The sequence below is a fragment of the Massilia eurypsychrophila genome (assembly GCF_002760655.1).
Taxonomy (GTDB): domain Bacteria; phylum Pseudomonadota; class Gammaproteobacteria; order Burkholderiales; family Burkholderiaceae_D; genus JAFCUW01.
Genome location: NZ_PDOC01000002.1, coordinates 173,421 through 191,860, shown reverse-complemented (window position 1 = coordinate 191,860; position 18,440 = coordinate 173,421). Strand labels below are relative to the sequence as shown.

Genomic DNA, 18,440 nt, shown 5'->3' with positions numbered 1-18,440 from the left:
TACGGCAGGCGCGCCAGCTGGCCGCAGCCTTCTCCCCAGTGGTGTTTTTCGATGCAAAAAATGCATTCTCCAAAATATCCGTTTGCCGTGCGCCTGATCGGGTTCGATGCAGCAGAGGCCGCCCAGGTCCGCGCCGCGCTGGCACAGGCGCCGGCCGCGGGGCCGTCGTATTTTTGCCTGCTTGACGACAGTTTGCAAGAGCCGGACCTGTATATCGTCGACGCCGACGACCTGCTGGCGCTGACCCGCCTGTCGGCCGCCAGTCCCACCGACCTGACACCCGCGCTGCTGGTCGGCCAGGCCGCGGCCGCCTTCACCTTCCCCCAGCTGGCCCGGCCGATCGACACGGTGCGCATGCACCAGCTGCTGGCGCACCTGATTGCCAGGCGCGCGCAGACGCTGGCGCAGCTGACCGCGCGCGGCCAGCTGCCGGTGGTGATCGAGCGGCGCCGCCGCCCGCGCCTGGACTTGGACCTGACCGATCCGGCGCTGATCGAGCAAAAACGCAAGGAACCGCCGGCCGGCGCCATCCTGATCGTCGACAAGGGCGGCGCCTTCCGCGACCACGTCGCCAGGGTGCTCGGCGCGCGCCGCCTGCCGGTCGAATGGACCGACAGCGCCGGCACCGCGCTGCGCCTGTGCGACGAGACGTCGGTGTCGGTGTTGATGATCAATACCTCGACGCCGCAGGTCGACCCGTACCGGCTGTGCGCCGACGTCAAGGGCTTGCCGACGGCCGAGCGCACCGCGGTGGTGTTCCTGGTCGGGCGCAGCTTCCGCTACGACGCGCCGCGCGCCCGCGCAGTCGGCGTGCGCGGCATGCTCGACAAGCCGGTCGCCGACCGCCACCTGTGCTCGGCGATCAAGAAGCTGATGTCGCTGCCCTAGTTGTTTGCCACTTGCCTGCGCGACTTTGTTACGAATTTAAATCGTGCGTCGCGGCAGGGGCGCTATAGTTGAGGAATGGCAGACACCGACAAGCCCGATCCCCTTATCACCGAGCGGCGCGCCGATCCTGAACCGGACGGCCCGCCGGCACGCGTTCCCGACCGCCGCGCCCGCGAGCACGACATCGGCCGCGGTGCGCGCACCCCGCCTTATCAACGCAGCCACGACACGCCACTGGCGCTGGCCGGGCGGGTCATCTCGTCGCGCTGGCGCTCGATGCGCGACCGCTTCGGCCGCGACTTCATGCGCCGCACCCTCAACATCGGCGTGTCGGCGCGCATCTTCCATCCGGAGGCCGGCTCGACCGGCCTGCGTTCGAAGAACCTGCAATACCTCGAAGAGTCGATCGCCCAGTGGGTGATGTCGCGCGACGTGCTGGTGTTCATGATCCCGACGGTCAATACCAACGGCCTGCTCCATCCCAGCAACATCACCTTGCGCCACTATGCGCGCCACCTCGACGGCCTGGTGCTGCAGGGCGGCGCCGACGTCTCGCCGCAAACCTATTCGGAAGCGGCCACCCGGCCCGAGTGGGGCGGCGACCGCGCGCGCGACCTGTACGAACTCGAACTGCTGCACGAATTCGTCGAGGCGGGCAAGCCGGTGCTGGGCATTTGCCGCGGCTGCCAGCTGATCAACGTGGCCTTCGGCGGCAGCCTGTACCAGGACGTCGCCACCAACGTGCCGGAGGCGCTGGCGCACGTGCACTCGGACTACGATGCCCATCGCCACTCGATCGTGTTCCCGCCCGGCTCGTCGCTGGGCAAGATGTTCCCGAAGCAGCAGCGGCCAGTCGTCAATTCGATCCACCACCAGGCGGTGAAGGAGCTCGGGCGCGACATCGTCGTCGAGGCAATGTCCGATCCGGACGGCATTGTTGAAGCGATCCGCTACCAGCGCGCCGATTTTGTGATGGGGCTGCAATGGCATCCCGAGTTCCACCGCGCCGGCGGCCAGGAGCTGCTCGACTGCACGCCGATCCTCGACGAATTCCTGCGCGCCGCCCGCGAAACCCGGTTCTAGCGGGCAGACCTCTTAGCCGCGGAAGCGGTGGATCGCCGAATCGACCATCCCCTCGCAGCTGCCTTCCGCCGCATATTGCTGGCGCAGGTAATTCGCATCGCTGGCGCCGTCGGCCGCAGCCTGCAGGTGCCGCAGCGCCACCGTGCTGCCCAGCACCTCGGCGTGCGGCGCCATCGCCGCCAGCGTCTTCAAGATGTCTTCGCGCAACGACATCGTCTGGTAGGTTTTCGGATGCGTGATGGCGCCGTCGAGCCCGAAGCGGCACGCCTGGAACCGGTTGTAATTGTAGACCAGGTAGTCATCCTCGACCGGCGCCGGCTCGATGCGCTGCAGCAGGTGGCGGCACAGCGCCTGCAGGTAGCCGGCCAACGCCGCGGCGCGCTCGACCGTCAGCGGGGTGTCGCACACGCGCAGCTCGATGGTGCCGTACTCGGGCTTGGGCCGGATGTCCCAATAGAAATCCTTCATGCTCTTGATGATGCCGGTTGCTTCCATCTTGGCGTAGTAGACGTTGGCGAAGTCGTCCCAGCGCAGGCAGAACGGCGCCCGCCCGCTCATCGGGAAGGCGAACACCGAGTTCAGCCGCGCCGAATCGAACAGCGTGTCGCGCCCCTGCACGAACGGCGACGAGGCCGACAGTGCGATGAAGTGCGGCACATAGCGCGACAGCGAGTGCAGCAGGAACATGGCGTCGTCGCCGGAGCTGCAGCCGATGTGCACGTGCTGGCCAAAGATGGTGAACTGCTTGGCCAGGTAGCCGTACAGCGACGACAGTTCCTGGAAGCGCGGCTTCGGATAAATCTTCTGCTGCGACCAGTGCTGAAAAGGATGGGTGCCGCCGCCGCAGATGCCGATGTTGAGCGTGTCGGCGGCGGCCACCAGCGTGTTGCGGATCAGGTGCAGTTCGTCCAGCAGCGGCCCGTGGCTGGCCTGCACGCTCGAATTAATCTCGATCATGCTCTCGGTAATTTCCGGCGTGACATTGCCGGGGAAGGGCTTCTTGCCCAGCAGGTGCAGCAGGTCGGGACTGGCGGCGGTCAGGTCGAAGTCCGACAGGCTCACCAGCTGCAGCTCGAGTTCGACGCCGAACGTCAGCGCCTCGGACTTGGCAAACGGTTCAAGAGCCATGGTGTTGCTCCGGTGTTTCGCGCGCCCAGATCAGGGCGCGCTGCAAGATGATGGGGGCGCACAGTTCGAGCAGCAAAATGACGGCGGCCAGCGCGCGCACCGGCTCGGCCATCAGCATGCCGGCCTGGCGTGCGTGTTCGAGCAGCAGCACGACGAAGATCGACAGCGGCGCCAGGCCGAGTCCGGTCAGCGCGCCCTTGCGCCAGGAGATGCCCGACAGGTGCGAGAAAGCGGCCACGCCGGCCGTCTTGGTCAGCAGCCGCACGGCGATGATGGCCAGCGCCATCGCGCCGCCGGACAACACGTCGCGCCAGTCGAGGGTGGAGGCGGCGAACACGAACAGCAGTACCGCCAGCAATTCGCCGAGGGCGCCGAAGTTGCGCTGCGCCTGGCCGAACGTGACGCGGCGGTGGCGCGCGGTCAGGCCGAACGCCAGCGCGGCGACCACGGGCGAGAGCTGAAAGGTGTAGGTGACCGATACCAGCAGGATCACCGACAGCGCGAACGCGACGGTGGCGTCCTGCGCCAAGTTGCCGAGCGCGCGCAGCAAGCCCGGCACGACGATGCCGGTGGCGGCGCCGGTCAGTGCCGACAGCGCCAGCACGACCAGGCTGTTGAGGGTGGCGTGGGCGAGGTCGTCCGAGCTGTGAAACAGCCAGAAGCCGACCACGATGTTGAAGGCGAACACCGACAGCACGCAGTTGAGCGCGGCCAGGTGCATCACCCGCTCGGTGACCTGGCCGGAGCTGCGCTGCTCGTTGATGACGCGCACCAGCGTAGCCGGCGACGTCGCCATCGACAGCGACGCCAGCATCAGCGCCGTCAGCTGGGCGCTGCTGAAGGCGAGGGCGACGTAGTAGACGGCAACGAAGGTGGCGGCGGACTCGACCAGGCCGGTGATGCCGATCCACGGATTGGTGCGCAGCCAGCGCAGGTTGATGCGGTAGCCCAGTTCGAACAGCATCAGCGCGAACGCTATGTCGGCCAGCAACAGCACGGCGCCGCCTTCCGGCTTGGGCAGCACGCCAATTTGCGCAGCGCCGAGTGCGAAGCCGACCAGGCCGTAGAAGGAGACGCGCGGCAAACCGGTCCAGCGCTGGCCGAATTCACCGGCGAGCCAGGCCACGGCGACAGCGAGCGGCCAGGCCAGGCTGGTAAGTATCGACAACAGATCGGACATGTGGGTCCTTCGCGTGGTAAGCGGTTGGGCGATTCTACAAGAGGCGCACGGTGCGCACGTTTGATGGGATCAGACGCCGATCGAGGGGACCGACCCCGATTGTTCAGTTGGGGGTCTGTCCCCGGGCCTAGTTGACGCTAGTGAATCCGGGGTCTGACCCTAAAAGAAGAATCGGGACTCGGCGTCCCCGTCATACCCCTGCTGTTACTTGCTCAGCAAGCGCATGCCGCGCTCGAGGCCGTCGATGGTCAGCGGGAACATGCGATTGTTCATGATTTGCTTGATGACCGAGATCGACTGGCGGTATTGCCACACGGGCTCCGGCTCGGGATTGAGCCAGATGAATTTTGGAAACGCGTTGCAAAAGCGCGCCAGCCACGCGGCGCCGGCTTCTTCGTTGTTGTACTCGACCGAGCCGCCCGGCTGCAGCACTTCATACGGACTCATGGTGGCGTCGCCGACGAAGATCAGCTTGGTGTCGGCCGGATACTTGCGCAGGATGTCCCAGGTCGGAAAGCGCTCGGCCTGGCGGCGCCGGTTGTTCTTCCACAGATAGTCGTAGACGCAGTTGTGGAAATAGTAGAACTCCATGTTCTTGAATTCGGTCTTGGCCGCCGAGAACAGTTCCTCGGTGCGCTCGATATGGTCGTCCATGCTGCCGCCGACATCTAACAGCATCAGCACCTTGATCTTGTTCTTGCGCTCAGGCTGCATCTTGATGTCGAGCCAGCCGGCATTGCTGGCGGTGGCACGGATGGTCGCGTCCAGCGCCAGTTCGTCCTCGGCGCCTTCGCGGGCGAACTTGCGCAGCCGCCGCAGCGCGACCTTGATGTTGCGCGTGCCAAGCTCGCGCTCGGCGTCGTAATCCTTGTACGAGCGTTGCTCCCACACCTTGACCGCGGTGCGGTTGCCGCCGGCGCCGCCGATGCGGATGCCTTCCGGATTGGTGCCGCCGTTGCCGAACGGCGAGGTGCCGCCGGTGCCGATCCACTTGCTGCCGCCTTCGTGGCGCTCTTTCTGCTCCTTCAGCAGTTGGTTCAGCCGGTCCATCAGCTTGTCGTAGCCGAATTTTTCCAGCGCCGCCTTCTGTTCGGGCGTGAGCTCGCGCTCCATGCGCTTGAGCAGCCAGTCGAGCGGAATCGCGCTGTTGTTCTCGAAGGCGCCGTTGATGCCCTTGAAGTACTGCGCAAAGGCGCGGTCGAACTTGTCGAAATGCGCCTCGTCCTTGACCATCGCCAGCCGCGACAAGTAATAGAAGTCGTCCATCGACTGGCCGATCAGGTTCTTTTCCATCGCCTCGAGCAGGGTCAGGAATTCCTTGATCGTCACCGGAATCTTGGCGTCCTTCAGCGTGTAGAAGAAATCGATCAGCATGCTAGGCCCCCGCGTGCAGCTGCAGCCGGTCGCGCAGCGCCGATTCGATGCCGTGCCATTCGCCGCGCAAGATGCTGTAGATGACGGTGTCGCGCACGCTGCCGTCGCGCCGCGCAGCGTGGTGGCGGATGACGCCGTCCTTGTGCGCGCCGAGCCGCTCGATCGCCGCCTGCGAGGCGTGGTTCAGGTTGTCGGTGCGCAGGCCGACCACTTCGCAGCCAAGCGTGTTGAAGGCGTGCGCCAGCAGCATCAGCTTGCAGCTGGTGTTGACGCCGCTGCGCTGGCGGCTCTTGGCATACCAGGTGTGGCCGATTTCGACGCGGTCGATCTCTGGCATGATGTCGTGGTAGCTGGTGGTGCCCATGACGGCGCCGCTGTCGTCATCGATCACGGCGAACGCCAGCCGGTTCGGCATCGTCAGCGCGGCGCCGATGTAGTCGTCGACCTGCTCCGGCCCCGGTACCCACGTCACGCGCAGCTTCCAGATCTGGCCGTCTTCGGCGGCGGCGCGCAGGCCAGGCGCGTGCGCCGGCGCCAGCGGCTCGAGGCGAACGCCGTTCAGTTTCAGGGTGACTGCTTGAACCTCGATCATGTTGCTCAGCGGTTGGTGCGCGACATGTACACCAGGCGCTCGAACAGGTGCACGTCCTGTTCGTTCTTGAGCAGCGCGCCGTGCAGCGGCGGCACTACCGACTTGGTGTCCTTGCTGCGCAGCGCCTCCGGGCCGATGTCTTCGGCCAGCAGCAGCTTGAGCCAGTCGAGAAATTCGGACGTCGACGGCTTCTTCTTCAGGCCCGGCACGTCGCGCACCTCATAGAAACTTTGCAGCGCTTGCGCCAGCAAGTCCTGCTTGAGCGTCGGGTAGTGCACCTTGACGATTGCCTCCATCGTGTCCTTGTCGGGGAACTTGATGTAGTGGAAGAAGCAGCGGCGCAGGAACGCATCCGGCAACTCTTTTTCGTTGTTGGAGGTAATGATCACCAGCGGCCGATGTTTCGCCACCACCATTTCGCGCGTTTCGTAGACGTAGAACTCCATCCGGTCCAGTTCGCGCAGCAGGTCGTTGGGGAACTCGATGTCGGCCTTGTCGATCTCGTCGATCAGCAGCACCACCGGCTCGGGCGCCGTGAATGCCTGCCACAGCACGCCCTTGACGATGTAGTTGTGGATGTCGCGCACCCGTTCGTCGCCGAGCTGGGAGTCGCGCAGGCGCGACACCGCGTCATATTCGTACAGGCCCTGCTGCGCCTTGGTGGTCGACTTGATGTGCCACTGCATCAGCGGCATGTTCAGCGCGGCGGCCACTTCCTCGGCCAGCATGGTCTTGCCGGTGCCAGGCTCGCCCTTGATCAGCAATGGGCGCTGCAAGGTCAGGGCAGCGTTGACCGCCAGCTTCAGGTCGGCAGTGGCGACGTAACTGTCGGATCCCTCGAAGCGGGGCAGCGGTTGATGATGTGCGGTCATGGGAGTCGATGCCGGAAAATGGAATTGTTTCGAGTATAAGCCAACTGCGCGAAGCCGGCAGGGCGACACTTTGAATCTGGACTGCAATGCGGTCTTGGGTTAAAATTGTAGGTTGATAGTGCAAGTTGTACGTTTTGCACGGCCGGAACCGATTATCCCCTTACCATTGCAACCATGAAAAAAATCTTCGCACTTCTCGTGCTCGCCGGCAGTTTCAATGTCGCCGCAGCGGCGGACATCGTTGGAAACCCAAAGGCCGGCGCGGCCAAGGTTGAAATGTGTATCGGCTGCCACGGCATTCCCGGCTACAAGGCCACGTTCCCGGAAGTGTTCCGGGTACCGATGATCGGCGGCCAGTCCGCCAAGTACATCGAAAACGCGCTGCAGGGCTACAAGAAGGGTGAGCGCAAGCATCCGACGATGCGCGGTATCGCGCTGAGCATGTCTGACCAGGACATCGCCGATGTTGCCGCGTACTACGCGCAGCAGCCTTCCAACACTGCGCAGAAATAAGGACAGCACCATGAAAAAACTGATTATTGCGCTGGCCGCCTGCGTCGTCTCGTTCAACGCTGCTGCCGGCGGCAACATCGCCAACGGCGAAGCGCTGGCCAAGAAGTACAACTGCGCAGCCTGCCACGGCGCCGATTACACCAAATCGATCGACCCGAGCTATCCAAAGCTGGCCGGCCAGCACGCCGACTACCTGGCGCACGCGCTGAAGACGTACAAGCGCGGCGACGGCCCGAACGGTCGCGCCAACCCGATCATGGCCGGCCAGGTCAAGCCGCTGTCGGACAAGGACATCGTCGACATCGCCGCCTACCTGTCGAGCCTGCCTTCGAGCCTGGTCACCCACCGCTGATTGCCGCCGTCTCCGGACGGCACGTAAAAAATCCTTTCCGCCGTCGCCGGCCCGAAGGGATTTTTTTCGCCTGATCCCCGAGCGGGGTCAGTGCCGGCAATCGCACACAGCCTCGGCAATAGCGATACCCACCCGCCACGGGGTCAGTGCCGGCAATGCCACGGGGTCAGTGCCATGCCACGGGGTCAGTGCCGCCAATCGTACACAGCCTCGGCAATAGAAGCGTTCGCTAAGATGAGGCCGTGTACGATTGCCGGCACTGACGCCGGTGGAGAAGATGAGGCCGTGTACGGTTGCCGGCACTCACCCCGTTGGAAAAGATGAGGCCGTGTACGATTGCCGGCACTGACCCCGGCGGACCCTGACCCCGGCGGACCCTGGCGGAGTTGTACCGCGTGGTTAGCGCATGCGCACGCACTCGACATAGGCGTCGGCGTCGGGCGGCGTGCCGTCGCGCTGCGAGTTCCAGATCATCTCGCCGAGGCATTCCATGATGTGGTGGTGGGCGTCGTGCTGGCCGACGCGGCCGATCAGCGCGTTGATGGCGTCGCGGATGCCGCGCGGCTGGTCGACCGACACCTGCTCGGAAATCGACAGGTGCATCGACAAGTGCAGGAAGGGATTGGTCTTGCCGCCTTCGACCGAGTAGTCGCGCGCAACGGCGGCGTCGGCGTCGGACAACTCGTCGGCATACTCCGGATGGCCGGCGATCCAGTCGCCGGCGATGGCCTCCATCGGGCTAAGGATTTCGCCGGCGCGTTGCTTGCGGAACACTTCGCAGAAGAAGCGGCGGACGTCATTGGACGACGGATTGAACATGGCGATTGTGAGGGCAGGAACGAAGCCGCCATTGTAGCGCGTGCCGGTTGGCGCGCGCCAACCAGGCGCTCCAGGCGGCGGCCTGGCGCACTTGCTGCGCAGCTCTTCCAGCATTGCCTTCCGCTTGTCGCGCTCGCCCGTTGCGCCGGCGTGTTCAGGAAGGTGGTTTGGATGGCAATTTCAGCCCGGCGCAACAACTTTAATGTTGCATAAGTGTCCGGCCAAAACCGGCTTCCCAGCCCGCTCTGCCGGCAGCCGGTCAGCGAATGCGCCGTTTGCGAAACACCTCGCCGCCCAAATACGACACATACACGCGCCGCTGGCTCATGGAAATCAGGACGCGGTGCGCGCGCAGGAAATCAGCGCCGATCAGCATGTCCGGCATGCCGATGTTGTTGCCTTGCGGCGGATCGTCGTGGATGCCGATGTTGGCGTTGCGGATCGTCTCGCTGCCGATCGTGAAGTCGACCTCGACCTGCCAGGTGTCGATGCGCTTGGCGCCGACGCCGACCGATTTGCCGAGCGTGTGCACGTTCGCATCGCCCACGCGGATGCCGGCCCGCTCGGCCGCGGCGCGCGTCATGCCGGTGGCGCTGGCGCCGGTGTCGATGATGGCCTCGAGCTTGGTGCCGTTGACGTCGACGATGATGCGCGGCGTCGGGTGGCCGGTGTCGGTGCCGCCGAACGGGATCTCCATCGCGTCGGCACTCCAGTACGCCAGGAACGTGTCGTCGCAGTCGCTCGCACGGTAAAACTTCAGTTTCCGCTCGGCGAGGGAAATCTCCAGGTCCATTTGCAGCGCGAAGTCGGCGCCGACGATGGCGTCGAACGGCATGCGCCGGCCCATGTTGCCAAGCACGCTCATGTTGACCTTGCCGCTGTGCGCATTGCCAACCGAGAAGTCCTTGACCTCGGCGACGTAGTTGCTCGACACGCCACCGATCCCGACCGAATACCCGCGTGTCTGAAGCAGCGACAGCCCGAACTTGTCGGCCGAGTCCTTGAGCAGCTTGCTTTGGTACGCACCCGTATCGAACAGCATGACGGCCGCTTTGCCGTTGATCGTGCCGTCGACCAACGGTTGCCAGAGCGCGCCGTCGCCGCGCAACTCGACCGTCGCAACCGGCACATAGCGGCATGCCGGCGTGTCCGCAGCAACGGCAAACGGCGCTGCCAGCAGCAGCAGCTCCATCGCGCACAACGCCCGCATCGTCATGGTCATCCCGCACAAGTTGAACAGACACGCATTCTAACTTGCATTTCAGGAAAAAATATCAACTTTGCAATGCCGGGGCGAAAAAAAGCGGCGTGATGACACGCCGCCTTTTTGCCGACTTCAAGTGCCGGCTAGTCCTTCGCCGGCGCCAGCGCCAGCTGCGGCACCGGCGCGCAATCGGGCTCGGCGGCAGCCGTATCCGGCTGCGCCGCCTGCCGCGGCGCATGCGGCTGGCGCAGGTAGCGCGCCGTGTGGCGCCGCTCGTGCGTGTGGCCGCCCGCAGCCGGCCACGTCAGAAAGCGCGACAGTTCCTGCAAGGCGCGCTGGTAGACGTCGCGCTTGAACTCGATCACGCAGTCGAGCGGCACCCAGTAGTCGTGCCAGCGCCAGGCGTCGAACTCGGGGTGGTCGGTCAGACGCAGGTTGACGTCGTTGTCGCGCGCGACCATGCGCAGCAGGAACCAGATCTGCTTTTGCCCGCGGTAATGCCCGCGAATTTCGCGCTTGATGAAATGATCCGGCACCTCATAGCGCAGCCAGTCGCGGGTGCGCCCCACGATCTTGACGTGTTCTTGCCGCAAGCCGATTTCTTCTTCCAGCTCGCGGTACATCGCCTGCTCCGGCGTTTCGCCGTATTTGATTCCCCCTTGCGGGAATTGCCACGAGTGCTCGCGCACCCGCTTGCCCCACCACACCTCGTTCTGGGCGTTCAGCAGGATGATGCCGACGTTGGGCCGAAACCCTTCACGGTCGAGCATAGTGCACCTCTCGAAACTTTCTGCTCAGCGCGTGCCTCTTATTTTTTTACCCACAAATCCCCGCACCCACCAGGTTTTCGACGCGCGAAAACGGCGGGAGCGGCTTAATCGGACCCATTTGTATAAAGATTGGACGCATCGGCCAGCTAATCCTTTAAAATTAGGTTGATTATAACTCTCTCTTTTTAAAAAGAATTCATCGATATGCGTGCCTCCCGATTTTTTATTTCAACTCAAAAAGAAGCGCCTTCCGACGCCGAGATCGTCAGCCACCAGCTGATGATGCGCGCCGGGATGATCAAGCGCCTCGGTTCGGGCATCTATACCTATATGCCAACCGGCCTGCGGGTGATCCGCAAGGTCGAAGCGATCATTCGCGACGAGATGAATAAGGCGGGCGGCATCGAACTGCTGATGCCGCTGGTCCAGCCGGCCGAGCTGTGGCAGGAGACCGGCCGCTGGGACAAGATGGGCCCGGAACTGATGCGCGTCAAAGACCGCCACGGCCGCGAATACGCGATCCAGCCGACGTCCGAGGAAGTCATCACCGACGTCGTGCGCACCGAGATCAAGTCGTACCGCCAGCTGCCGCTGAACTTGTACCACATCCAGACCAAGTTCCGCGACGAGCGCCGGCCGCGCTTCGGCCTGATGCGCGGGCGAGAATTCACCATGAAGGACGCCTACTCGTTCGACCGCGACCTGGCCGGCATGCAAGCGTCCTACAAGGTCATGTTCGACGCCTACACCGCCATCTTCACCCGCTTCGGCCTGAAGTTCCGCGCCGTGGCGGCCGACAACGGCGCCATCGGCGGCACCGGTTCGCACGAATTCCACGTCATCGCCAGCACCGGCGAAGACGCCCTGGTGTACTGCCCGACGTCCGACTTTGCCGCCAACATGGAAGCGGCCGAAGCGATGCCGCTGGCGGCCAGCCGTCCGGCCCCAGGCCAGGAACTGACCAAGACGTCGACGCCAGGCACCACCAAGTGCGAGCAGGTGGCGCAGTTGCTCGGCATAGAACTGTCGAAGACCGTCAAGACGATCGCCCTGGTGGTCGAGAAGGAAGTCGACGGCAAGAAGACGACCGAAAACTGGATGCTGCTGCTGCGCGGCGACCATGAAATGAACGAGGTGAAGGTCGGCAAGGTGCCCGGCCTGGCCAACCACCGCTTCGCCACCGAAGCCGAAATCCTGCTGTGCTACGGCACCTTGCCCGGCTACCTGGGTCCGATCGGCACCAAGCAGCCGGTCACCGTGGTTGCCGACCGCAGCGTCGCCAACATGGCCGACTTCGTCTGCGGCGCCAACGACAAGGATTTCCACTACATCGGCGCCAACTGGGGACGCGATGTCGCCGAGCCGCTGGTGGCCGACCTGCGCAACGTCGTCGAAGGCGACGCTTCGCCGGACGGCAAGGGCGTGCTGGCAATCGAGCGCGGCATCGAAGTGGGCCACGTGTTCCAGCTCGGCACCGCCTACTCCGAAAGCATGAAGGCGACCTTCCTCGACGAAAACGGCAAGCCGGCGCCATTGCAGATGGGCTGCTACGGCATCGGCGTGACGCGCATCCTGGGCGCCGCCATCGAGCAGAACTACGACGACAAGGGCATCGTCTGGCCGACCGCGATCGCGCCGTTCGAAGTGGTGCTGTGCCCGATGGGCATGGACCGCAGCGAGATGGTCAAGACCGAAGTCGAGAAGCTGTACGCCGATTTGCAGGCGGCCGGCGTCGACGTCATCGTCGACGACCGCGGCCTGCGTCCGGGCGCCATGTTCGCCGACTGGGAACTGATCGGCGTGCCGCACCGCGTCGTCATCGGCGAGCGCGGCCTGAAAGAGGGCAACCTCGAATACCAGGGCCGGCGCGATGCCGCGGCGACCGCCGTGCCGGTGGCCGGCATGGTCGAGTTCATCAAGGGCAAGCTGAGCCAGTGAGCCGGATGACTTGGCTGGTCAGGGTATTGCTCGCGGCCAGCCTGGCCGCGAGCGCCGCCGCGCATGCCGGCAACCAGAAGGAGGAGGCGCTGGCCGACTCAGTGCGGCTGGCGCTGGCCAACGCCATCAAGGATGCGCGCCCGCCGCAGCCGGTGTTTCGCGACGAGGCGGCGCGGCTGCGCTACCAGCAATGGCTGGCGCAGATGTCCGACCGCCTCAAGCGCAAGCTGCCCGATGCGCAGTTGCGTACCGAATTCCTCGCCACCGCCTGGTACGAGGCCACCCGCGCCGGACTCGATCCGGGGCTGGTGCTGGGGCTGATCCAGGTCGAATCGGCGTATCGCAAGTACGCCGTATCGATGGTCGGCGCGCGCGGCTACATGCAGGTGATGCCGTTCTGGGCCAAGGTGATCGGCGACAGCGACCGCAGCAAGCTGTTCCACATGCAGACCAACCTGCGCTACGGCTGCGCGATTTTGCGCATGTACATCGAGATGGAGGCGGGCAACCTGTACCTGGCGCTGGGCCGCTACAACGGCAGCCGCGGCAAGCCGCAGTATCCGAATGCGGTTTTAGCGGCGTGGAAGAAGTGGGAAATGGCGCCAGCGACGCCGCTGATTACTCGCTGATTACGGTGATGCATAAATGGTAGCGGTTCCGGCGCAGTGAACTTCGAATTAGCCAAGTATTAATTAACTGCGATGACGATCTAAAAACAAAAGGCCCCGGTGTCGCAACCGGGGCCTTTTTTCAATTCGGTCGTTACAACCAAGCTGTTTTTATTTCAGATGATCGGAAATGAGTTTCGTCATTTCGAACATGGAGACCTGGGCTTTGCCGCCAAAGACCGCTTTGAGCTTGTCGTCGGCATTGATCATGCGACGGTTTGCAGCGTCTTGCAGGTCGAGCTTTTTAATATAGTCCCACACTTTTTTGGTGACTTCGGTGCGTGGCAGCGGGGTCGCGCCAACCACTGCGGCCAGCGTATCGGACGGAGTCATCGCCTTCATGAAGGCGGCGTTAGGCTTGCGTGGTGCTGCTGGTGCTTTCTTCGCTGCGGCTGCTTTTGGCGCCGCGGCCTTTGCTGGAGCTGCTTTTTTAGCCGCTGGCTTTGCCGCTGCTGCTGGCTTGGCTGCCGCTTTTTTTGCTGGAGCTGCTGCTGGGGTTTTTTTGGCTGTTGCCATCTTCGAGCCTCCTTAACGAACACATGGGAAATTGCGCAATTGATCGCACGGCTTATATTGGTGGGCTTTTACTGTTGTTGCAAGTGTTTTTCGAAATTTTTCACTCTAATACAAGCGAAATTCGCGGTTCAGGCGCTACCCTGGTGCAAAGCCGGCTTCCCAGAGGTGAAATCGAATAAAAAAAGCCGGCCGCGGAACAGATCCGCCGGCCGGCTTTTTATCGGCTGAAATGGCTTAACGCATGCCCGGCATCATGCCTTTCATACCGCGCATCATCTTCATCATGCCGCCGCCCTTGAGCTTTTTCATCATGCTTTGCATCTGGTCGAACTGCGCCAGCATGCGGTTTACTTCCTGCACCTGGACGCCGGCGCCGGCGGCGATGCGGCGTTTGCGGGTGGCCTTGATCAGCTCAGGCTTGGCGCGCTCTTGCGGCGTCATCGAGTCGATGATGCCGCACATGCGGCGCACCTGCTTGTCGGCCTGGTCCATGTTGGCGCCGCCGGCGGCCTGCTGGAACTGCGCCGGCAGCTTGTCGACCAGGCTGGCCATGCCGCCCATTTTCTTCATCTGGCCCAGCTGCGACTTGAAGTCGTTCATGTCGAACTTGCCGCCGACCTTGATCTTGTTGGCCAGGTCGGCCGCCGCCTTGGTGTCGACGCCCTTGCGCGCTTCTTCCACCAGCGCCAGGATGTCGCCCATGCCGAGGATGCGGTTGGCCATGCGCTGGGCGTCGAACGCTTCGAGGCCGTCGAGCTTTTCCGACACGCCGGCAAACTTGATCGGTTTGCCGGTAATGTGGCGCACCGACAGCGCGGCGCCGCCGCGCGAGTCGCCGTCGAGCTTGGTGAGGACGATGCCGGTCAGCGGCAGCGCGTCGTTGAACGCCTTGGCCGTGTTGATCGCATCCTGGCCGAGCATGGCGTCGACGACGAACAGCGTTTCGATCGGCTTGACCGCGGCGTGCAACGCGGCGATCTCGGCCATCATCGCCTCGTCGATGCCGAGGCGGCCGGCGGTGTCGATGATCAGCACGTCGTGGTAGTGTTTCTTGGCCCAGTCGAGCGCGGCGCGGGCGATGTCGACCGGCTTGTCGGTGGCCGAACTCGGGAAGAAGTCGGCGCCGACCTGCTTGGTCACCGATTCGAGCTGGGCGATCGCGGCCGGGCGATACACGTCGGCCGAGACGGTCAGCACTTTCTTTTTCTTCTCTTCGCGCAGGTACTTGGCGAGCTTGCCGACGGTGGTGGTTTTACCGACACCTTGCAGGCCGGCCATCAGGATGATCGCCGGCGGCTGCTGCGCAAAGCTCAGCTGCGACGCTTCGGGGCCGAGGTCGGCGCCCATCAGCGCGGCCAGTTCCTTCTGCACCACGCCGACCAGCGCCTGGCCTGGGCTGAGCGAGCCGATGACTTCTTCGCCGAGCGCCTTTTCCTTGACGCGGCTGATAAATTCGCGCACCGCCGGCAAGGCGACGTCGGCCTCGAGCAGGGCCAGGCGCACTTCGCGCAGCATCTCCGCGGTATTGGTTTCGGTCAGACGCGCCTCACCGCGCATGGTCTTGACGACCTTGGCAAGGCGTTGGGTTAAGTTATCTAGCATGGCAAACCTGGATCGAAGCGTGGGCAAGCGGCGGCGTAGCGCCGGAAGTGAAGCATTTTACCTCATGGACGGCGGGCGCCGACACGCTGGTGTCAGGTCTGACATTCGGACATTCGCGCGCGAATGTCCGAATGTCAGACCTGACACCAGCGTTGCGCCTGTATATATAGTCGGGTTGGACTCCGGCTGGGGCACCGGCGGCGCGCCGATAGTGTAAACTTAGCCGATGCAAACCTATTTCTTTTTAGTTGCCATGCTGCTGTACGCGGTGTGCGCCCTGGTGCCGGTCCGCCAGGGCGGCTTGATTTCGGCCGTTACCGCGGCCGCCTGGCTGCTGCACGGCGCCGCGCTGTGGTTCGACATGCGCACGCCGGGCGGCCTGCGCGTCGGCTTTGCCATCATGCTGTCGGCCGCGCTGTGGGTGTCGGTGGCCGCGTACTGGCTGGAGAACCGCAACTTCGCGCTCGACGGCCTGCGCCGCCTGGTGATGCCGTGCGCGGCCGCCGCCGCCGCGCTGCCGGCGCTGTTTCCCGGCAGCGTGTTCCAGCTGCAGGGCCAGGCGCCGGCGTTCGGCTGGCACATCGCCGTCGCGATGCTGGCCTACAGCACCTTGACGATCGCCGCTTTCCACGCCGTGCTGATGGCGCTGCAGGAGTCGCGCCTGCACACGCGCAGCCCGGCGCCGAACTGGCTCGGCGGCGCGCTCGACCAGCTGCCGGCGCTGCTGACGATGGAAAAGCTGCTGTTTCGCCTGATCCGCATCGGCTTCGTGCTGCTCAGCCTCACTGTATTGTCGGGCATCGTGTTTTCCGAACAGCTGTTCGGCGCCGTCATGAAGTGGGATCACAAGACCGTCTTCGCGCTGCTGTCATGGCTGCTGTTTGCGGCGCTGCTGACCGGGCGCAGGTGGCGCGGCTGGCGCGGCAAGACGGCGCTGCGCTTCACGCTGGCCGGCTTCGCCACGCTGGTGCTGGCCTACGTCGGCAGCCGGTTCGTGCTCGAAGTGGTACTGCACCGGGGCCTGGCATGATGCGCTTCCTGTTCTGGGTGGCGCTGGCGATCCTGGTGATCTGGGCGATCCGCAGCAAGATCCGTTCGGCCGGCCTGACGCCGCCGAAGGCGCCGTCGCCGCCGCCGGCGATCGAGACGATGACCAGCTGCGCCCACTGCGGCGTGCATTTCCCGCAATCGGAAGCGGTGCGCGCCGATGGCCTCGACTACTGCAGCCCGGCCCACGTGCGGCTGCCGGCCAAGTAGCCGATGGCACGCTGGCAGGCGCTGTCGGTCCAATCGCGCGATACCTTCTGGCGCTCGCTGCAGACGCTGACGGCGACGCGCATCGTCATCGCCATCGTGCTGCTGCTGTACCTCTCCTTCGACACGCGCGCCGGCCAGCACCTGTACGCCGAAACGTGCGTCGCGTACCTCGCCGCGGCATTCCTGTTCGGTGTCTTGACGGTCTACTGGCGGCGCCGCTTCATGCTGCAGCTGGGCGCCCAGATCGCGCTCGACCTGGCCGTCATCTCGCTGCTGTATGTCAGCGGCGGCGGCGTGCGCAGCGGCCTGGCGATCCTGTACCTGTTTCCGCTGGCCGGCGCCGCCATCCTGGCGCCGCTGGTGCTGGCGCTGTTTTCCGCTTCGATCGTGACGCTGTTCCTGATCGGCGAAAGCGCCTGGAGCACGTATGTGAAAGACGGCGACACGCCGCTGCTGCAGTCGGGCGTGTTCGGCGCGGCGTTTTTCGCCGTGGTGCTGCTGGTGAGCCGGCTGGCGGCAAAGCTGATCGGCCAGGAAGACCTGGCGGCGCGCCGCGGCGCCGACCTGAAGATCCAGCAGGCGATCAACCGCATCGTCATGGCCGATGTCGGCGACGGCATCCTCGTCGTCGGCCACGACGGCCAGGTATTTACCAGTAATCCGGCGGCCCAGCGCATGCTGGCGCTGGCCGGCGAAGGCTGCGACTTCCGCCTGGCCGAAGTGGCGCCGCTCGACCCGATCGCGCAGGCGTTCGGCGCCTGGCTCAAGCTGCCGCTGGAAGGGGCCGGCGGCGAGGCCGGCGGCGCCTTCGTCACCGTCAAGCCGGGCCAGGAAGCCGGCGCCGAAGCCGGACCGCTGCTGCGCAGCGTGCGTCCCGACCTGGCCGCGCACCTGAAGCTGCGCTTCGCGCGCGTCGACACGCCCGACCAGGCCACCGAACGCTGCGTCATCTTCCTGCAGGACGTCACCGCCATCGAAAACCAGGCGCAGCAACTGAAACTCGCGTCGATGGGGCGCCTGACCGCCAGCATCGCCCACGAGGTGCGCAACCCGCTGTCGGCGATCGGCCACGCCACCTCGCTGCTGGCCGAAGACCTGTCCGAGCCGTCGCACGCGCGCCTGCTCAAGATCGTCGGCGACAACGTCGCCCGCGTCAACCGCATGGTCGAAGACATCCTGCAGCTCTCGCGCAAGGTGCAGCCGCACTCCGAGCCGCTGTACCTGGCGCCGTTCCTCGCCGAGATCCGCGCCGAGTTCCAGGAAACCCACGCGCTGCCCGACGATATGATCTGGGTCGGCGCCACCGGCAAGTCGCCGGTGCGCTTCGACGCGCTGCACCTGCGCGAAGTGGTGGTCAACCTGCTCACCAACGCGATCCGCTACGCCAGCGCCACGCCAGGCTCGATCCGCCTGTTCGTCGTCGGCGACGGCCCCGGACGGATGGAACTGCACGTGCAGGACGACGGCCCCGGCATCACGCCGGAAGTGCGCGCCCACCTGTTTGAGCCGTTCTACACCACCTCCAGCAAGGGCACCGGCCTGGGCCTGTACCTGGCGCGCGAGCTGTGCCTGAACAACGACGCCATGCTCGATTACGAATACCGCATCGATCCCGGCGCGTTCGGCCTGCGCAAGGCCAGCGGCAGGTTCGTCATCACCTTCGCGCAGCCGTGGGCCGTATGAT

General features: G+C 64.7%; 19 protein-coding genes. 9 read left to right on the top strand and 10 right to left on the bottom strand.

The genetic code is table 11. From position 1 onward, the window contains the following. The first annotated feature begins 60 nt into the window (after positions 1-60). Together CR105_RS03705 and CR105_RS03700 are read left to right on the top strand one after the other, a co-directional pair. Positions 61-888 carry a response regulator gene (locus CR105_RS03705; RefSeq protein ID WP_099787092.1) on the top strand — a complete coding sequence of 276 codons (828 nt, stop codon included), beginning with the start codon at positions 61-63 and terminating at the stop codon, positions 886-888. Positions 889-963: 75 nt separating this feature from the next. After that, positions 964-1,971, top strand: a complete 1,008-nt coding sequence (locus tag CR105_RS03700) for a gamma-glutamyl-gamma-aminobutyrate hydrolase family protein (protein ID WP_099787091.1) — start codon at positions 964-966, stop codon at positions 1,969-1,971. Between the two features lie 12 nt (positions 1,972-1,983). On the opposite strand, the gene CR105_RS03695 is transcribed toward CR105_RS03700, so the two are convergent. The 5 genes from CR105_RS03695 to CR105_RS03675 all read right to left on the bottom strand — a co-directional run bounded on the left by CR105_RS03695 (position 1,984) and on the right by CR105_RS03675 (position 7,117). Beyond that, positions 1,984-3,099 (bottom strand): YbdK family carboxylate-amine ligase, encoded by a 1,116-nt coding sequence (locus CR105_RS03695; protein ID WP_099787090.1) that lies wholly within the window; start codon positions 3,097-3,099, stop codon positions 1,984-1,986. After that, complete coding sequence (locus CR105_RS03690) at positions 3,089-4,279, bottom strand: cation:proton antiporter (RefSeq protein WP_099787089.1); 1,191 nt, start codon at positions 4,277-4,279, stop codon at positions 3,089-3,091. The genes CR105_RS03695 and CR105_RS03690 overlap by 11 nt, the downstream gene beginning before the upstream one ends. A 204-nt stretch (positions 4,280-4,483) precedes the next feature. After that, on the bottom strand, positions 4,484-5,653 hold the full coding sequence (locus tag CR105_RS03685; protein ID WP_099787088.1) for a vWA domain-containing protein: 1,170 nt from the start codon (positions 5,651-5,653) through the stop codon (positions 4,484-4,486). A gap of 1 nt (position 5,654) precedes the next feature. Beyond that, positions 5,655-6,245, bottom strand: a complete 591-nt coding sequence (locus CR105_RS03680; protein WP_099787087.1) for a GNAT family N-acetyltransferase — start codon at positions 6,243-6,245, stop codon at positions 5,655-5,657. A gap of 5 nt (positions 6,246-6,250) precedes the next feature. Further along, complete coding sequence (locus CR105_RS03675) at positions 6,251-7,117, bottom strand: AAA family ATPase (RefSeq protein ID WP_099787086.1); 867 nt, start codon at positions 7,115-7,117, stop codon at positions 6,251-6,253. A gap of 174 nt (positions 7,118-7,291) precedes the next feature. On the opposite strand from CR105_RS03675, the gene CR105_RS03670 reads away from it, so the two are divergent. Together CR105_RS03670 and CR105_RS03665 are read left to right on the top strand one after the other, a co-directional pair. After that, complete coding sequence (locus tag CR105_RS03670; RefSeq protein WP_099787085.1) at positions 7,292-7,630, top strand: c-type cytochrome; 339 nt, start codon at positions 7,292-7,294, stop codon at positions 7,628-7,630. 10 nt (positions 7,631-7,640) lie between these two features. Continuing rightward, positions 7,641-7,982 carry a c-type cytochrome gene (locus CR105_RS03665; RefSeq protein WP_099787084.1) on the top strand — a complete coding sequence of 114 codons (342 nt, stop codon included), beginning with the start codon at positions 7,641-7,643 and terminating at the stop codon, positions 7,980-7,982. Between the two features lie 399 nt (positions 7,983-8,381). On the opposite strand, the gene CR105_RS03660 is transcribed toward CR105_RS03665, so the two are convergent. From CR105_RS03660 to CR105_RS03650, 3 genes are all read right to left on the bottom strand, one after another. Next, positions 8,382-8,801, bottom strand: a complete 420-nt coding sequence (locus tag CR105_RS03660; RefSeq protein WP_099787435.1) for a DUF1841 family protein — start codon at positions 8,799-8,801, stop codon at positions 8,382-8,384. Positions 8,802-9,060: 259 nt separating this feature from the next. Then, on the bottom strand, positions 9,061-10,017 hold the full coding sequence (locus tag CR105_RS03655; RefSeq protein WP_180288077.1) for a retroviral-like aspartic protease family protein: 957 nt from the start codon (positions 10,015-10,017) through the stop codon (positions 9,061-9,063). A 131-nt stretch (positions 10,018-10,148) separates the two neighbouring features. Continuing rightward, complete coding sequence (locus CR105_RS03650; RefSeq protein WP_099787082.1) at positions 10,149-10,775, bottom strand: RNA pyrophosphohydrolase; 627 nt, start codon at positions 10,773-10,775, stop codon at positions 10,149-10,151. A 204-nt stretch (positions 10,776-10,979) separates the two neighbouring features. On the opposite strand from CR105_RS03650, the gene CR105_RS03645 reads away from it, so the two are divergent. Next, positions 10,980-12,713: a proline--tRNA ligase gene (locus tag CR105_RS03645; RefSeq protein WP_099787081.1), complete on the top strand. Its 1,734-nt coding sequence runs from the start codon at positions 10,980-10,982 to the stop codon at positions 12,711-12,713. Between the two features lie 5 nt (positions 12,714-12,718). Then, positions 12,719-13,342 carry a lytic transglycosylase domain-containing protein gene (locus tag CR105_RS03640; protein WP_099787080.1) on the top strand — a complete coding sequence of 208 codons (624 nt, stop codon included), beginning with the start codon at positions 12,719-12,721 and terminating at the stop codon, positions 13,340-13,342. Positions 13,343-13,492: 150 nt separating this feature from the next. Here CR105_RS03640 and CR105_RS03635 read toward each other — a convergent pair whose 3' ends face one another. Together CR105_RS03635 and ffh are read right to left on the bottom strand one after the other, a co-directional pair. Then, positions 13,493-13,897, bottom strand: a complete 405-nt coding sequence (locus CR105_RS03635; protein WP_099787079.1) for an SWIB/MDM2 domain-containing protein — start codon at positions 13,895-13,897, stop codon at positions 13,493-13,495. A gap of 234 nt (positions 13,898-14,131) precedes the next feature. After that, positions 14,132-15,499, bottom strand: a complete 1,368-nt coding sequence (gene ffh, locus CR105_RS03630; protein ID WP_099787078.1) for a signal recognition particle protein — start codon at positions 15,497-15,499, stop codon at positions 14,132-14,134. A 226-nt stretch (positions 15,500-15,725) separates the two neighbouring features. Between ffh and CR105_RS03625 the strand changes: the two genes are divergently transcribed. From CR105_RS03625 to CR105_RS03615, 3 genes are read left to right on the top strand one after another with little or no spacing between them, the layout of a single operon-like run. Beyond that, positions 15,726-16,529 carry a cytochrome C assembly family protein gene (locus CR105_RS03625; protein ID WP_099787077.1) on the top strand — a complete coding sequence of 268 codons (804 nt, stop codon included), beginning with the start codon at positions 15,726-15,728 and terminating at the stop codon, positions 16,527-16,529. Further along, positions 16,526-16,756, top strand: coding sequence for a PP0621 family protein (locus tag CR105_RS03620; protein WP_099787076.1), 231 nt, complete (start codon positions 16,526-16,528; stop codon positions 16,754-16,756). The genes CR105_RS03625 and CR105_RS03620 overlap by 4 nt, the downstream gene beginning before the upstream one ends. 3 nt (positions 16,757-16,759) lie before the next feature. Continuing rightward, on the top strand, positions 16,760-18,439 hold the full coding sequence (locus tag CR105_RS03615) for a sensor histidine kinase (protein ID WP_099787075.1): 1,680 nt from the start codon (positions 16,760-16,762) through the stop codon (positions 18,437-18,439). Position 18,440 lies beyond the last annotated feature (1 nt).

Bases quoted from the DNA above. Each gene is read 5' to 3' on its own strand.
- ffh (WP_099787078.1), bottom strand. From the start codon at position 15,499: ATGCTAGATAACTTAACCCAACGCCTTGCCAAGGTCGTCAAGACCATG.
- CR105_RS03660 (WP_099787435.1), bottom strand. From the start codon at position 8,801: ATGTTCAATCCGTCGTCCAATGACGTCCGCCGCTTCTTCTGCGAAGTG.
- CR105_RS03615 (WP_099787075.1), top strand. From the start codon at position 16,760: ATGGCACGCTGGCAGGCGCTGTCGGTCCAATCGCGCGATACCTTCTGG.
- CR105_RS03700 (WP_099787091.1), top strand. From the start codon at position 964: ATGGCAGACACCGACAAGCCCGATCCCCTTATCACCGAGCGGCGCGCC.
- CR105_RS03665 (WP_099787084.1), top strand. From the start codon at position 7,641: ATGAAAAAACTGATTATTGCGCTGGCCGCCTGCGTCGTCTCGTTCAAC.
- CR105_RS03625 (WP_099787077.1), top strand. From the start codon at position 15,726: ATGCAAACCTATTTCTTTTTAGTTGCCATGCTGCTGTACGCGGTGTGC.
- CR105_RS03705 (WP_099787092.1), top strand. From the start codon at position 61: ATGCATTCTCCAAAATATCCGTTTGCCGTGCGCCTGATCGGGTTCGAT.
- CR105_RS03685 (WP_099787088.1), bottom strand. From the start codon at position 5,653: ATGCTGATCGATTTCTTCTACACGCTGAAGGACGCCAAGATTCCGGTG.
- CR105_RS03620 (WP_099787076.1), top strand. From the start codon at position 16,526: ATGATGCGCTTCCTGTTCTGGGTGGCGCTGGCGATCCTGGTGATCTGG.
- CR105_RS03680 (WP_099787087.1), bottom strand. From the start codon at position 6,245: ATGATCGAGGTTCAAGCAGTCACCCTGAAACTGAACGGCGTTCGCCTC.
- CR105_RS03635 (WP_099787079.1), bottom strand. From the start codon at position 13,897: ATGGCAACAGCCAAAAAAACCCCAGCAGCAGCTCCAGCAAAAAAAGCG.
- CR105_RS03645 (WP_099787081.1), top strand. From the start codon at position 10,980: ATGCGTGCCTCCCGATTTTTTATTTCAACTCAAAAAGAAGCGCCTTCC.
- CR105_RS03670 (WP_099787085.1), top strand. From the start codon at position 7,292: ATGAAAAAAATCTTCGCACTTCTCGTGCTCGCCGGCAGTTTCAATGTC.
- CR105_RS03695 (WP_099787090.1), bottom strand. From the start codon at position 3,099: ATGGCTCTTGAACCGTTTGCCAAGTCCGAGGCGCTGACGTTCGGCGTC.
- CR105_RS03655 (WP_180288077.1), bottom strand. From the start codon at position 10,017: ATGACGATGCGGGCGTTGTGCGCGATGGAGCTGCTGCTGCTGGCAGCG.
- CR105_RS03650 (WP_099787082.1), bottom strand. From the start codon at position 10,775: ATGCTCGACCGTGAAGGGTTTCGGCCCAACGTCGGCATCATCCTGCTG.
- CR105_RS03675 (WP_099787086.1), bottom strand. From the start codon at position 7,117: ATGACCGCACATCATCAACCGCTGCCCCGCTTCGAGGGATCCGACAGT.
- CR105_RS03640 (WP_099787080.1), top strand. From the start codon at position 12,719: ATGACTTGGCTGGTCAGGGTATTGCTCGCGGCCAGCCTGGCCGCGAGC.
- CR105_RS03690 (WP_099787089.1), bottom strand. From the start codon at position 4,279: ATGTCCGATCTGTTGTCGATACTTACCAGCCTGGCCTGGCCGCTCGCT.